Origin of the sequence: Acinetobacter sp. YQ_14 (assembly GCF_043102985.1) — a bacterium.
In the GTDB taxonomy this organism is placed as follows: Bacteria; Pseudomonadota; Gammaproteobacteria; order Pseudomonadales; family Moraxellaceae; genus Acinetobacter; species Acinetobacter venetianus.
In genome coordinates this window covers 248,186-262,149 of sequence record NZ_JBICJJ010000024.1, presented here as the reverse complement: position 1 = coordinate 262,149, position 13,964 = coordinate 248,186, and the positions used below count along the sequence as shown (strand labels likewise).

The window sequence follows — 13,964 nt, the reverse complement described above, 5'->3', positions numbered from 1 at the left end:
CCGAATTGGTGAGTAGCAATATAAAGAAATATGCGGATATTGTATTGAAAGAATTTATTCAATGAGACAGGGTTATTTTATATAAACTCAGTAAATTAAGAACAGTTTTTAAACTTTTTAATGGTGTTATTTTTTGTTTAAATCATAAAAATATCTAGTCGGTCAAAAGATCGTTAAAAAGATGAAGTCCAACTAGATATTTCATATGCCCAACATTTAAAAACTTAGAATTTATAGCCGATTTTCAAACCATAGGCGATCGCTGAGTTATCTTTAAAATCTGCTTGCTCTGCAATCGGTTTGATTCCTGCTACAGGAATATAATACGTGCCGTCTTCAGCTACCACATCGCCTAGCCAGAAGTATTTAATACCGCCTGCAATAAAGTAGTTCTCAGCAGGGTTAAATTGTACGCCTAAACCAAGCCCCCAAGAACCTTTGGTTGGATTTAAGGTCGATGCAGGATTACCTGTGCCTGAGTCCCAACTCACCTCAGTGGATGCACTCCATTTTTCAGTAAATTGATGACCAATTCCTAGCGTCGCTGCCCATTGATCTTTTTGATAACTATCTAAATCAAAACCACCTGTATAAGAACCTTCACTGATTAAACCAGTGAGATATTCGGTGACTGCTCCAAATTGTGTGGGGCGGATATGAAAATCTTTCCAATTGACCCAACGTAGATTCGCATAGGCGAGCGTGTCTTTATAAACACCTGTTTGAAAATCAATATTGACTGATTGTGGCGTCGTGATTGTGGTTTTACTTGGTGTGGTTACTTCTAATGGTTCACCGAACATGGTTTCTGTGACTTGCATGTCATGATCTATTTTTGAGCGATACGTCACAGCTGCTTTTAATGCAATATCTGGAATTTGATAGCTTAAACCTGCAAGCCAACCTACTGCATGATTCTGTTTAAATTTTGCATCGTAGCCATTAAATGCTTCGCTATAAGAATTACCACGTAAAGCGACATCACCTTTAACGGATTGATAAACTGCGCCGCCGTAAAGTTGAAAATTGGTAAATGGGCTTAATCCGAAGATCATGCTAATACTTTCAGTATCAACATTGACCGATGTTCCTTGCTGAGTATATTCATTATCCGAGAATGTATTATTGGATTGCATCGGATAGCGAATATCCGCGCCAAATGGTTGGTCATAGAGTAGACCAAAACTAATTTTTTCAGTGAGCTGGAGCTTTAAAGCAGCACTGTAATAATGAAAACTATTCCCCATATTGCCAGAGTTCAGATTATTAGGATCATTCACAAGTTCAGGACGATTGCGGATCGTTCCTGAAATATCTGGATCAACTGCTGTAGCATTCACCTCAACATAATTGCCATTTTCCAGAAAGGGCAGAATGGTTTGTCCTGATTGATCCAGTGCTGCTGCATGGTTCAATGTCGAGATACATATTCCAAATATACCAAGCACTATAGGGTTGAGTTTCATAGGCATCATCCTTGTTAAACCGTGTTTTATTGTTGAGGTTCTATTTTTTATAAACGGTCATTTTTTCTATCTATAGCAGCATGATTCCATTTACTATTTTGATAGAAAGTCTATGTCCATAGCGTAGTGAAGCATCTTTTGAAATGATGGAGTAGGGTTGTAATTCATCAAAATGGGGGGGAGATCGGTCAAATAAAAACGATAGACAATAAAAAAGCCTTGTAATGACGTACAAGGCTTTAAGATTTTTTAACAAATTTATTGCTTAACAATCAACACTGGAATATGTGATTCTGTGAGAACTGCACGCGCAACACTACCCAGTAATAGGCGTTTTACGCCAGTACGACCATGAGAACCCATGACGATCAAATCAGCACCGACTTCATCCGCAACGAAAATAATGCCTTCGCTAGCAGAGCCATGATAGATCTTGGTTGCAACCTCGATTCCATCACGTACAAATGACTGAGCAATATCTTGCAGTTGTGTCTTGGCATGTGATTCAGCCTGCATGAAATAATCAGTCACAGCGGGTGCAACTTGATAAAAATCGACACCTACAAATGGATCAACTGCAACCACACTGAGAATCGTAACTTTTGCCCCTGACAATTTCGCTAAAGAAAGTGCATGTTCAACCGCCGCATAAGAAATTGGAGAGTCATCGACAGGCACTAAAATATTTTGATAAGACATGTTTGCTCCTTATAGTTTATCGTTGTAAAAAAAGATAAAAGTTATAATAAGTTGATAGCATATTGAGCAGGTTCAAGCAAATTAGACCTTGATCAAAAGCATCTGATAAAACTGAAATTAATGTGGAATTGTTGGAAATTCCTCAGCAAAATAGGGGTATAAGAAAATCACTGTATTTTTGTAATTTAGTTAAAAATTTACTTTAGATGTAATGCTGAAATTAAACCATTATTTTTGATCATAGGAATATCTGTGCTACTCAGTTTAGAAGCCTTTAAACAGCAAAAATTTGATCAAGTTGCTGCCAAAATTATGGCAGATCCAGAACTCTATTTGGATTTTGAGTCGGTGTCAGATTTTTATAAAGCAGCTTGGTTAGATGAATTTCCTCAAGGAACAACATGGTCAGCAACAGGTTTGGATGATGGTGCTGAGCAGTTTTATGCGGTGATTGAATATGGGGATCATTATTTATATATCAGTCGCGCCGAACGTGTAACGGTAAAATTAGGTCGTCGACATCATTACAATAAAAATAACTAATCCGCGCAGTCATCCATTTTTGACTGATCAGATTTTGAGTTTTTAATGAGAATGCTATACTTTTGCGCAATGATGAGATCCTAAATAAAACGAAATGGAAATTTAAAGATGGCACATCAATTTACGGTTAATGAAACAATTCATGGTGTTTCGATTGAAGACTTTTCAAGATTAGTTGCTGAAACATCATTGCATGAAGCAGTGTGTAAACGTATTCCGGGTGAAAATTTAGAAATTATTGAATCTAATGTAAATGGTGATATTTATACTTTACGCCGTGAATATAACCTTGATGTCAATATTCCTGAAGTTGCAAAAAAACTATTAAAAAATGCATTTCGCTTAAAGCGTTCTGATATTACACATTTAAAAAACTTAACTTCGACAGTGGAGCTAGGTGCAAACTTGCCTTTGGATGCGAAAGCTGAGCGTAAAGTGACAGGCAATAGCCAGCAAGTTGATATAACATTAAAATGGACTGTAAAAGTTAAAGTTCCGTTGATTGGCGGTATGCTGGAGAAACATGCAGAAGGCGAAATTCGTAAATTTAGCCAGCTTGAAATTGAAATCGTTGAGGATGAATTAAAGAAACATCTTTAATTTAACCTAAATCTAAAACTCTCCATTTGGGGAGTTTTTTATTTTTAAAAGCGTAGAAAATAGGGAAGGATCGATAGAACAATACTAATTACGCTGATGATCATGGTGTTATCAATAAAATAGGTAAATAGCATGAGAACCAATCCACAGACGAGAGGTATCGTCATCTTTTGTTTTTTGCCATACAGAAAATAGCCTAAGCCTATCGAGCTAAAGATGACCCCTAGAAAAAGTTGTGTTGCGTTCATTGTTTTATACCGTGAATTGAATTTTTATTATGTAAATAATATGACAATATTCTTAAATGAAAATTATAGAAGCGTGAATAAATATCGAATACGATGTGTATGAGTATTGATCAAAAACAATAAGGTCGTGGGATGAGTGTAATTTTACCTGTAGCGCAACGTGGTGAAGAAATTTTAAAAATTAAAGCGGCAACGGTTGCTCATGGGGAGTTTAATAGCGAGTGGCTATTGCAACTGGCTTCTGCGATGCATGCCACTATGCTTGAACGTAATGGTGTAGGCATTGCAGCACCGCAAGTGTATATCTCTAAGCGTGTGATTATTGTGGCATCCCGACCTAATCCACGTTATCCAGATGCACCAGAAATGGATGCTGTTGTGATGGTGAATCCTGAGATTTTAGAATTTTCTCAAGCGACTTGTTTGGGGGAAGAAGGATGTTTGAGTGTACCGAATGAGCGTGGAGAGGTAGAAAGAGCACTAGCTGTCAAAGTTCGTTATCACACCCTACAAGGTGAAGTAGTTGAAACGAACTTTGAGGGTTTTCCTGCACGAATTGTTCAGCATGAAGTGGATCATTTAGATGGTGTGTTGTTTGTGGATAGGTTGAGTGCTTAGAAAATAAAAACAATGAAATCTTATAATAAAAACTTAAAACTTCCATCGCGTGATTTACGAAGCAATATAACTGATGCTGAGTAATTGCTTTAATAGCAACTGAATTTAACCCAGTAGATAAACTAAAAGTGGAGCAATATCAGTTCTTACTTGAGTTGATATAGGAACAAACTAATGAATGTACTCAAGTTAACTAAATATAATTCTTTTATAAACACTGATTGTATTAAATTAATACAGGGAGAATTTTTTGGAATTATATTTCTTATAGTTTGTGTGGGGTACTTAGTACCATTCGTATTTGACTCAGATCGATGGGTGATAATTATTTTTGATTACCACGTGTCTTTGTATTATCTTTATCCTGTTTTCAGTGGTTTTTTAGGACTGACTTATTTGTTGAGAAATTTTTTTAAGTTCTATTGCCATACCATTTTTAACTTTTATTCTAAAGACAGCTCTATGGTTTTTAATATTTGTTTGTTTAAAAATATTCAATCTAAAAATTATGGTATTATGATTGCTAAACATCGTATTGGACATTGGAATGGTTTTAAAAAAGAATATTTTAATTGTGTAGGCATCCAGATTAATAATAAAGTTTATCTCATTCCAGTTGAAGAGGATAAACAGGATGAACTCGTGCAACTGTTAATTGATAATGGAGGTTCACTGGTTTGATCCCTAAAATTAAGGAATTTCTATTGTCTATCAGTAAACTTGGTCGTTGAATATGATGGTGGGCAACATTACACCGAAGTTGGATTAGAGGCTGATCAAAATCGAGATTATGCTTTGAGTGAATTAGGGCTGCTCACTTTAAGATTTAGTAACTATTAGATTTTGACTTTGTGTATATTTTTTTGATCCAACATGCCCTTAAACTTTTCTCTTACATGTCCTTGACCAGAATCATTCGAGAAACCATAACCTAGAATATTCCATTGAAGAAAGCTAGGCCAAAAATCAGGCTCTGGATGGCGTGTAGACATATGTGTGAGAGTTTCAGAATATTTATAGTTTTTTAGTTCAGAGGAGGGAATGACTTTAAATTTTTTATAATTATGATTCTCTTCATCTAAAATGGAATAGGTGATTTTATATCGTGAGGGTAATCTTAATCCTAAATATTTCTTGTAATAACTCTCAAATGAGGAAGTTGAGTTAAGATAAATATTGTAATTGCAATTTATAATTTGAAACTGATTTATGATTTCTATATCCCTATCTCTTTTAATTTTTAAAGTATTTTTATTGTGATGGATTGAGTATACTTTTTTGTCATAAGCTACAAAGCAATATTCAGGGCTTAAAGGTAATATTAATAAAGTTCCCATTGAATTTAAACCAAATGAAAAATACTTCAATAATTTTTTTTTGAAATAGTATCTATTTGTTAGAATTGAAGGATTATCTGATGTAATAAAAGGTACTTTTGTATAATTTTTAATTAAAATACATGTAAGATCATTTAGAATTTCAAAACCAATATTCATGTTTTTCATGATCATTTTTGTGGTTTCATATTGATTTAAAATTGTATTATCAATATGTTCTTGAATTTCATTTTCTTCAACAAATCTTTGAAAGGATTGTAAAGATTCTTTTATGTGATATTCAGTTCTTATGTATTGTATAAACCAAAAATTTATAAGACATTTGTTATCTTCTTTTGTTAATCTATATGCGGGATTTTGTTGAATGGCTTGCAATAGGTTTGCGTAGCTTCCCTCATATTTATGTAAAGCCTTTTCTATTTTTAAATCCTTCCCATAAAAGTAGTCTTTAGAACATTGATTTTTAATGGGTGCATTTTCGAAGAGTTTTTTTGATTTTAAATTAAATAGATTAATGCTTTTAGCTTTAATATCTTTTTGTAAGCTAAAAGATCTAAGATAGCATTGGGGTACAAAATGTTGATTTTTGAATGATGGCATATTTAAAAGCTATATAAATATTTTGAAAAAACTATAATAATAAATTTACTAGAATTACAACTTAATATTAATTTGTTAATGTAATCCCTCCCAACCTCCCTTTGAAAAAGGGAGGAGCAGTCTCGTAATTTATTAGATACGTGCAAGTCCCCCTTTGAAAAAGGGGGATTTAGGGGGATTCATGATATACAGCTCAACCAATCGAATCATCCAAATTCGGCGCTAACCAACGCTTCGCTTCATCCAATGTCCAACCTTTACGCTTCGCATAATCCTCGAGTTGATCTTGAGAAATCTTACCTACGTTAAAGTATTCACTTTCAGGGTGCGAATAATAGAAACCACTGACAGAAGAAGGAGGAATCATCGCAAAGTGTTCAGTTAGCTTCGTGCCAATCTTCGCTTCAGAATCTAACCAGTCAAATAACACCGCTTTTTCAGAATGCTCTGGACAAGCAGGGTAGCCTGGCGCAGGACGAATACCGACATACTTCTCCTTGATCAGTTCTTCATTCGTCAAGATTTCATCAGTTTTATAACCCCAGAACTCTTTACGGATACGCTCATGCAAATGCTCAGCAAAAGCTTCTGCAAAACGATCAGCTAAAGACTGAACCAAAATTGCAGAGTAATCATCACCTTTGGCTTTGTATTCATCAGCAAGTTCTTCTGCACCGAAGATCGACACAGTGAAACCACCAAGGTAGTCAGTATTGTCTTTAGAGGTACTGATAAAGTCCGCTAAAGATAAATTTGGTTTACCGGTGACTTTGTCAGATTGCTGGCGAATATGCTCAAAAGTATGTGTAACTTTTTGACCAGCTTCATCAAATACGCTGACGCTATCTGCACCTGTACGTTGTGCAGGGTATAAACCAAATACTGCACGCGCATCGAAACGATTATTTTCGATGATGTCTTTCAACATCGCTTGCGCTTGGTTGTATAAATCAGTTGCAGCTTCACCAACCACTTCGTCTTCTAAGATTTTCGGGAATTTACCCGCCAAGCTCCAAGAAATAAAGAATGGTGTCCAGTCAAAATATTCAACCAGTGTTGCCAATGGATAATTAGTAATAACTTGAGTACCTAAAGCATTTGGCTTTGGCGGCACGTAATTGTCATCCACTTTAAAACCATTTTTGATTGATTCGGCATAACTCAGTTTGGCTGCTTTTGGCTGCTTATTGGCCAAACGCTCACGAATTTTGGCATATTCAGCACGGTGTTCTGCAATAAAGTTACCACGCATTTCTTTAGAGAGCAGGGTGGTTGCCACACCGACAGCACGAGATGCATCCGCCACATAAATCACCGCATCATTTTGGTATTGCGGATCAATTTTTACTGCGGTATGTGCTTTAGATGTCGTCGCACCACCAATCAACAGTGGAATATCAAAGCCTTTACGTTGCATTTCTTTAGCAACAAACACCATTTCATCCAAAGATGGAGTGATCAAACCAGACAAACCGATGATGTCACATTTTTCATCAATCGCTGTTTGTAGGATTTTTTCACATGGCACCATCACGCCAAGGTCAACGATGTCATAACCATTACAACCAAGCACCACGCTGACAATATTTTTACCAATATCGTGTACGTCGCCTTTAACAGTTGCCATCAACACTTTACCTTTAGATTGGCTACCCGTTTTTTCCGCTTCGATATATGGGTTGAGCCAAGCGACGGCTTGCTTCATTACACGTGCAGATTTCACCACTTGTGGTAGGAACATTTTGCCCGAACCGAACAAGTCACCCACCACATTCATGCCATCCATGAGAGCGCCTTCGATGACATCAAGTGGACGTTTGGCTTTTAAACGCGCTTCTTCAGTATCTTCATCAATATACGTGGTGATACCTTTGACCAATGCATATTCAAGACGTTTTTCAACAGATTCATTGCGCCATTCAAGATTTTCAGCCTCTTTCGCTGCACCACCATGACCACGGAATTTCTCAGCAACTTCGAGTAGCTTTTCCGTTGCATCGTTACCGCTTTCACCTTGATTTTGGTTCAGGATAACGTCTTCAACAGCATCTTTGAGTTCTTTTGGAATATCGTCATAAATCGCCATTTGACCTGCGTTCACAATCCCCATAGTCATGCCTTGTTTGATGGCATAGTAAAGGAACACAGAGTGAATCGCTTCACGTACAGGCTCGTTACCACGGAAAGAGAATGAGACGTTAGAAACACCACCTGAAATCATGGCATGAGGTAGATTCTGTTTGATCCAGCCTGTTGCCTCAATAAAGTCGACACCGTAGTTATTGTGTTCTTCGATCCCTGTTGCAACAGCAAATACGTTCGGGTCAAAAATAATATCTTCAGCAGGGAAGCCAACGTCATTGACCAATACATCATAAGAACGTTTACAGATTTCACGCTTACGTGCAGCAGTATCCGCCTGACCTGTTTCATCAAAGGCCATAACAATGATCGCAGCACCGTATTGACGGCATAGGCGAGCCTTTTCAACAAACTCGTCATAACCTTCTTTCAGTGAAATAGAGTTTACAACGGGCTTACCTTGTACACATTTCAAACCTGCTTCAATGATTTCCCATTTTGATGAGTCAATCATGATCGGCACACGAGAAATATCAGGCTCAGATGCAACGAGATTCAAGAAATGTACCATCGCATTTTGCGAGTCGAGCATCCCTTCATCCATGTTGATATCGATGATCTGAGCACCTGCTTCAACTTGTTGTTGTGCAACTTCTAATGCTTCAGCAAAGTTTTCTTCACGGATCAATCGTAGGAACTTTTTAGAACCTGTTACGTTGGTACGTTCACCCACGTTGACGAATAATGAATTTTCATCAATGTTAAATGGTTCTAAACCACTTAAACGGCACGCAGGAACCGTTTCAGGCACTTGACGCGGTTTAATGTCTTTAACCGCATTATAAATAGCACGGATATGATCAGGAGTTGTACCACAACAACCGCCTGTAATATTGATCAGTCCACTTTCAGCAAATTCTTTAATGAATGCTGCAGTCTGTTCAGGTGTTTCGTCATACTCACCAAAGGCATTTGGCAAGCCCGCATTTGGATGGGCAGAAACAAAAGTATCAGCAACATCAGCAATGGTTTTAACATGCGGACGCATTGCGTCTGCACCCAACGCACAGTTAAAGCCGATTGAAAGTAGATCACCATGACGAACAGAGTTCCAGAACGCTTCTGCGGTTTGACCTGTTAAGGTACGACCAGAAGCATCTGTAATCGTCCCTGAAATCATTAATGGCAATTCATAACCAATTTGCTTAAATACTTCTTTAACGGCAAAGATCGCTGCTTTACAGTTTAATGTATCGAATACAGTTTCGATCAAGATGATGTCAGCACCACCCTCGATCAATGCATGTGCTGCTTCAATATAGTTTTCTTTTAATTCATCGAAAGTAATATTACGGTAAGCAGGGTCATTCACATTCGGTGAAATCGAGCAGGTACGTGATGTTGGACCGAGTACACCAGCAACAAAACGGGGTTTATCTGGTGTTGAATATTTTTCACAGGCTGCTTTAGCCAAACGTGCTGCTTCACGGTTGATCTCAGGCACAAGATCTTCCATATGATAGTCAGACATTGAAACGCGTGTGCCGTTAAAGCTATTGGTTTCAATAATGTCAGCACCAGCATCAAGATAAGCTTCGTGAATGCCTTGAATAATTTGTGGTTGTGTTAAAACCAATAAGTCATTATTGCCTTTTAGGTCTGATGCCCAATCTGCAAAGCGATCACCACGATAATCTTCTTCTTCTAATTTATGGCGTTGAATCATAGTCCCCATTGCACCATCAATAATTAAGATGCGTTGGGCGAGAAGGGATTTTAGGGTGGCAAGCGTGGACATAAGGAACCCCAGTACATAACAAATTGAAAAAGCAGGCGCATTGTAACAGAAGCGAAGCCAAAGCGCGTATTTTCATCAAAAAGGAGAGGTGATTGCTGAGTTCAATTTGAAAATGTCATAAAAGCTTCATCAGGCTGTAATAATTGAGTTGAATAATGTTTAAAAAGAAAACGCATGAATGAAATATGACAAGCTGTTGTCATATTTATTTGCGTTTGTTGCAAAATCAGACAAACAGTTTTTACTGTGTTTGTCTTATTCTATCTATATGTTTTTATTTGAATAAATAAAAAATCAGGGCTAAATTATCGCAAAAAACGGCAAGAAAATGTATTAAAAACATGAAATTTTGGCTTTATGTGACAGTGCTTTGTCATATAATTGTCATAATTTAATTAAACAATACAGGGGATTTTATTATCCTCTAGCCGTCTACATGAATTCAAATCTTCCTCCTGTTTCGGATTCACCGCTTGCCGACTCTTCGGCACAATCGACGAATGTACATGTACCAACACCAAAATTCTTTATGCCGGTGTTCCTGACGATCATTGTCGCGACATTGATTTACATTGGTTTTCAGGTAAGTGCAGATTTGGCACACGTGCCACCTTTGAGTTTATATTCCGTTATTCTTTTATCGACGGCTCTTTTCATTGCTTTAGGCTTTGAATTTGTAAATGGTTTCCATGATACAGCGAATGCTGTAGCTACCGTTATTTATACCAATGCTCTGCCTGCTCCAGTGGCAGTCATGTGGGCTGGCTTTTGTAACTTCTTGGGAGTTATGGTTGCAAGTGGTGCAGTGGCATACGGTATCATCGCGTTACTTCCTGTAGAAATGATCATGAATGTCGGCAGTGGTGCTGGCTTTGCTATGGTCTTTGCTTTGCTTATCGCGGCGATTCTATGGAATCTTGGAACATGGTTTTTAGGAATTCCTGCGTCTAGCTCGCATACTTTGATTGGTTCAATCTTAGGTGTGGGTATCATGAACCACTTTTTAAATGCATCGACTGGTGCAACGAGTGGAATTGATATTGATCAAGTAATTAAAGTCGGTAAGGCTTTATTGTTCTCTCCTTTAATTGGTTTTGCTTTTGCTGCGATCCTGTTCTTATTAGTAAAGAAAATCTTTAAGCGTCAAATGGAGTTATTCCAACCACCAGTTGGTAATAAGCCACCACCACCATTGATTCGTGCGATCTTAATTTTCACTTGTACTGGTGTAAGTTTTGCGCATGGTTCAAATGATGGTCAGAAAGGCATGGGGTTAATCATGTTAATTTTGATCGGTTTGGTTCCATTGGCTTATTCTTTAAATAAGAACCTTGATGCACATCATTTACAGTCTTTTGAACAGCTTTCAGTTCAGACAGCAACCGTTTTGAATGTTAATCAAAATGAGCTATCTGATGAAAAAGCCCGTGATGTATTGACGAAATATATCCAAACCAAAGAACAAACGGCTGAAGTTGTACCAGCACTAGCAAGTATGACAATGCATTTAGGTGAGCGTGTAGCAACTTATGGTGATCTTAAGGCGATTCCTGAAGGTGCTGTAAGTGAAATCCGTAATGACATGTATTTAAGCACGACAACATTCAAGCGCTTAGATAAAGCTGAAGCTTTACCAGCTATGGATAAAGACCAAGAGAAAGTTGTTAAAGAATACCGCAGTAACTTGGATTCATTCTTACAATACATTCCTAACTGGGTAAAAGTTGCAGTAGCACTTGCACTGGGTCTAGGGACGATGGTGGGTTGGAAGCGTATTGTTGTGACTGTTGGTGAGCGTATTGGTAAAAACCATATGACTTATGGCCAAGGGATGTCTGCTGAACTTGTTGCGATGAGCACGATTGCTGCCGCAGATGGTTTAGGGATGCCTGTTTCTACAACTCACGTATTGAACAGTGCGGTTGCAGGTACAATGGTTGCTAACAAGTCAGGTCTAAACTTTGCGACTGTGAAGACAATTCTTTCAGCATGGATATTTACATTGCCTGTGACGATTGCATTATCAGGCGGTCTATATTGGTTGTTCCTACAGTTTGTATCTTGATAGATCAACACAAATATAAAATCGTTTCTTTAAAAGCTTTGCTTCGGCAAAGCTTTTTTTATGTCTATCATCATAGATGAGTTCAGTTACTTAATTGGATGTAGAGATAAAATTAAAGCATAGCTCATAAAATTGAGCGAATATCTGGTTCTGAATCTTTTAACCAACGTTAAAGTATGTAGTAACTGATCATATTATTTTTAAGTGTTTTAATATCTTGTTCTGTGATGAGTTGAGCAGAATAAGCGGGTGAAAAATAGGGTTTATTCCCCAAACGGGGAATGTTTTTCTACAAAATTATCTACTAGTATTAATTTGCCTATGTATTAAGTTGCTACTTCACAAAGTAGCTAAATTTGATTTCATTTACACTCCGCCATTCTCTGAAATAGAGGGTGGCTTTTTTTAGCTTTTAATAGAGATAAGGTTATTTTTGCCATTATTGCATCATAACTTGGCTCAATTAGCATGGTTAAATTTCGCAAGTCATGCGTTGTATCATCTAAAGAGTCTACTCTGTCGAAATAAGAGCTGAATAGCTCGCAATCTGAAATGCCAACAGGCCCTAAATTGAGTAATAAAAAAAGAGCTGACGGAGCAGCTCTTTTTTTATTTTTTCAAGCTTTAAGCTTGCTGAATACCCGCAACAACCCAATCTTGTTGTGAGCCAGCAGGTTTTACAAAATGCCAAATCTCAGTAAACGGTTGCGGTAAGCTATTTAAATCTTCACTTACTGTACCTGTAAAGCGAACACTTACAACGTATTGACCGTTTTCTGTCGTGCTTTCAACAACCATTGCATTTAAATTACTAAATTCAGCTACATCTTGGTCTTGGTTTGCCACGATGTCACTGTACATTGAGTTATAAAGTTCAGGTGTTAAATAACGACGAATTTCTTCAACATTGCTTGCGCTATTTACGGATTGGATATGATTGAAACGTTGGCGTGCGATACGTAAGAATGCAGCAGGCTCAGTGCCATCTGGTAGCTGATTTCCGCTATTCATAGATGCGGCACCGAAAGGCGCTTGTGTTGCAGCACCACCAGCGACGGATTGACCAAAGATATTGGTGTTATCGCCAGATTGACGAGCTGTTGATTGAGGTGAGCTAGGGCGGCCAAAATTGTTTTGACCGCTGTTGTTTGGAGCGTATGGGTTATTGGCTGCTAATTTTTTTTTTGCGCCTAATTTGCGGAATACAAAGAAGGCGATAGCAGCTGCAAGAAGAACCCAAAGCCAGCTAGGAATGCCACCTTTTTCTTCTTGTTGAGCTTGTTCAGCAGCTTGTTGTTCTGTTGCAGTTGGATTCTTATCATCAGCAAGCGCATTTGCAGCAACAGCACCTACAGCAGCACCTGCCACACCAGCAGCAACCATTGAACCTACACCAGGACCAGACTTTTGTGGAGTAGTTGTTTGTTGTTGAGTCGGAGTCGCTTGACGAGGTTGTTGGTACGACTGGCTAGTTGAGCTAGAACGGCTCATACCATGACTTTTACCGCCACCTGCACGTTTTGCTTCTGCAATCGGTGCTGCAACCAAAGTCGCCATTAATAAAGCTGCCATCAAGCCACGCTGATGTACTTGCATCGAAAATTCCTATTTAAATCCAATTTGTCAGTGTATTTATGCAGGCATTTGTCAGTAATTTCAACTAGAAAAATATGTTTTTTTATTAAGGATTTATTTAGCTTACATTTATGGTTGTTCTAATATTATAGCCTGTTGATAATAAACAGTAAGTTTGAGCTAATTTATTATTTTAAATAGAGTGATTATAGCGGAGTGAGATTTAAGCCTATAATTTGAAATAGGAGCTGTAAAGGATAAAATCACAATAGATTTTATTTTAAAATATAAAAAACAGCTTTCTACGCTTTATATTAAAAATCAGACCTATTG

11 protein-coding genes and 1 pseudogene are annotated in these 13,964 nt (G+C 37.6%); 6 read left to right on the top strand and 6 right to left on the bottom strand.

What is annotated here, in order from left to right:
• Positions 1-224: 224 nt before the first annotated feature.
• Both ACF8D3_RS14470 and ACF8D3_RS14465 read right to left on the bottom strand, forming a co-directional pair.
• Positions 225-1,466, bottom strand: coding sequence for an outer membrane protein transport protein (locus ACF8D3_RS14470; protein ID WP_061393555.1), 1,242 nt, complete (start codon positions 1,464-1,466; stop codon positions 225-227).
• Positions 1,467-1,724: 258 nt separating this feature from the next.
• Positions 1,725-2,165, bottom strand: coding sequence for a universal stress protein (locus tag ACF8D3_RS14465; protein ID WP_004878423.1), 441 nt, complete (start codon positions 2,163-2,165; stop codon positions 1,725-1,727).
• 252 nt (positions 2,166-2,417) lie between these two features.
• On the opposite strand from ACF8D3_RS14465, the gene ACF8D3_RS14460 reads away from it, so the two are divergent.
• A complete protein-coding gene (locus tag ACF8D3_RS14460; protein WP_019383991.1) occupies positions 2,418-2,708 on the top strand; it encodes a hypothetical protein in 291 nt (96 codons plus the stop codon).
• Positions 2,709-2,816: 108 nt separating this feature from the next.
• Positions 2,817-3,308 (top strand): DUF2505 family protein, encoded by a 492-nt coding sequence (locus ACF8D3_RS14455; RefSeq protein ID WP_061393554.1) that lies wholly within the window; start codon positions 2,817-2,819, stop codon positions 3,306-3,308.
• Between the two features lie 44 nt (positions 3,309-3,352).
• Here ACF8D3_RS14455 and ACF8D3_RS14450 read toward each other — a convergent pair whose 3' ends face one another.
• A complete protein-coding gene (locus ACF8D3_RS14450; protein ID WP_392472067.1) occupies positions 3,353-3,556 on the bottom strand; it encodes an amino acid transport protein in 204 nt (67 codons plus the stop codon).
• 132 nt (positions 3,557-3,688) lie between these two features.
• Here ACF8D3_RS14450 and def point away from each other — a divergent pair, with 132 nt between their 5' ends.
• The 3 genes and pseudogenes from def to ACF8D3_RS14435 all read left to right on the top strand — a co-directional run.
• Positions 3,689-4,174: a peptide deformylase gene (gene def, locus ACF8D3_RS14445; protein WP_061393553.1), complete on the top strand. Its 486-nt coding sequence runs from the start codon at positions 3,689-3,691 to the stop codon at positions 4,172-4,174.
• 516 nt (positions 4,175-4,690) lie between these two features.
• Positions 4,691-4,855 carry a hypothetical protein gene (locus ACF8D3_RS14440; protein WP_197664932.1) on the top strand — a complete coding sequence of 55 codons (165 nt, stop codon included), beginning with the start codon at positions 4,691-4,693 and terminating at the stop codon, positions 4,853-4,855.
• A 15-nt stretch (positions 4,856-4,870) separates the two neighbouring features.
• Positions 4,871-5,011 (top strand): annotated as a pseudogene (locus ACF8D3_RS14435) (endonuclease domain-containing protein); the annotation flags it as partial.
• Here ACF8D3_RS14435 and ACF8D3_RS14430 read toward each other — a convergent pair.
• Positions 5,011-6,111: a DUF4238 domain-containing protein gene (locus tag ACF8D3_RS14430; RefSeq protein WP_392472064.1), complete on the bottom strand. Its 1,101-nt coding sequence runs from the start codon at positions 6,109-6,111 to the stop codon at positions 5,011-5,013. The pseudogene ACF8D3_RS14435 and the gene ACF8D3_RS14430 sit on opposite strands and share 1 nt — an antisense overlap.
• A 193-nt stretch (positions 6,112-6,304) precedes the next feature.
• Positions 6,305-9,991: a methionine synthase gene (gene metH / locus ACF8D3_RS14425; RefSeq protein WP_392472062.1), complete on the bottom strand. Its 3,687-nt coding sequence runs from the start codon at positions 9,989-9,991 to the stop codon at positions 6,305-6,307.
• A 436-nt stretch (positions 9,992-10,427) separates the two neighbouring features.
• Between metH and ACF8D3_RS14420 the strand changes: the two genes are divergently transcribed.
• On the top strand, positions 10,428-12,056 hold the full coding sequence (locus tag ACF8D3_RS14420) for an inorganic phosphate transporter (protein WP_392472060.1): 1,629 nt from the start codon (positions 10,428-10,430) through the stop codon (positions 12,054-12,056).
• A gap of 624 nt (positions 12,057-12,680) precedes the next feature.
• Here ACF8D3_RS14420 and ACF8D3_RS14415 read toward each other — a convergent pair.
• Positions 12,681-13,652, bottom strand: a complete 972-nt coding sequence (locus tag ACF8D3_RS14415) for a Tim44 domain-containing protein (protein WP_130133572.1) — start codon at positions 13,650-13,652, stop codon at positions 12,681-12,683.
• Positions 13,653-13,964 lie beyond the last annotated feature (312 nt).

Bases quoted from the DNA above. Each gene is read 5' to 3' on its own strand.
- ACF8D3_RS14440 (WP_197664932.1), top strand. From the start codon at position 4,691: ATGATTGCTAAACATCGTATTGGACATTGGAATGGTTTTAAAAAAGAA.
- ACF8D3_RS14415 (WP_130133572.1), bottom strand. From the start codon at position 13,652: ATGCAAGTACATCAGCGTGGCTTGATGGCAGCTTTATTAATGGCGACT.
- ACF8D3_RS14455 (WP_061393554.1), top strand. From the start codon at position 2,817: ATGGCACATCAATTTACGGTTAATGAAACAATTCATGGTGTTTCGATT.
- def (WP_061393553.1), top strand. From the start codon at position 3,689: ATGAGTGTAATTTTACCTGTAGCGCAACGTGGTGAAGAAATTTTAAAA.
- ACF8D3_RS14420 (WP_392472060.1), top strand. From the start codon at position 10,428: ATGAATTCAAATCTTCCTCCTGTTTCGGATTCACCGCTTGCCGACTCT.
- ACF8D3_RS14430 (WP_392472064.1), bottom strand. From the start codon at position 6,111: ATGCCATCATTCAAAAATCAACATTTTGTACCCCAATGCTATCTTAGA.
- ACF8D3_RS14465 (WP_004878423.1), bottom strand. From the start codon at position 2,165: ATGTCTTATCAAAATATTTTAGTGCCTGTCGATGACTCTCCAATTTCT.
- metH (WP_392472062.1), bottom strand. From the start codon at position 9,991: ATGTCCACGCTTGCCACCCTAAAATCCCTTCTCGCCCAACGCATCTTA.
- ACF8D3_RS14470 (WP_061393555.1), bottom strand. From the start codon at position 1,466: ATGAAACTCAACCCTATAGTGCTTGGTATATTTGGAATATGTATCTCG.
- ACF8D3_RS14450 (WP_392472067.1), bottom strand. From the start codon at position 3,556: ATGAACGCAACACAACTTTTTCTAGGGGTCATCTTTAGCTCGATAGGC.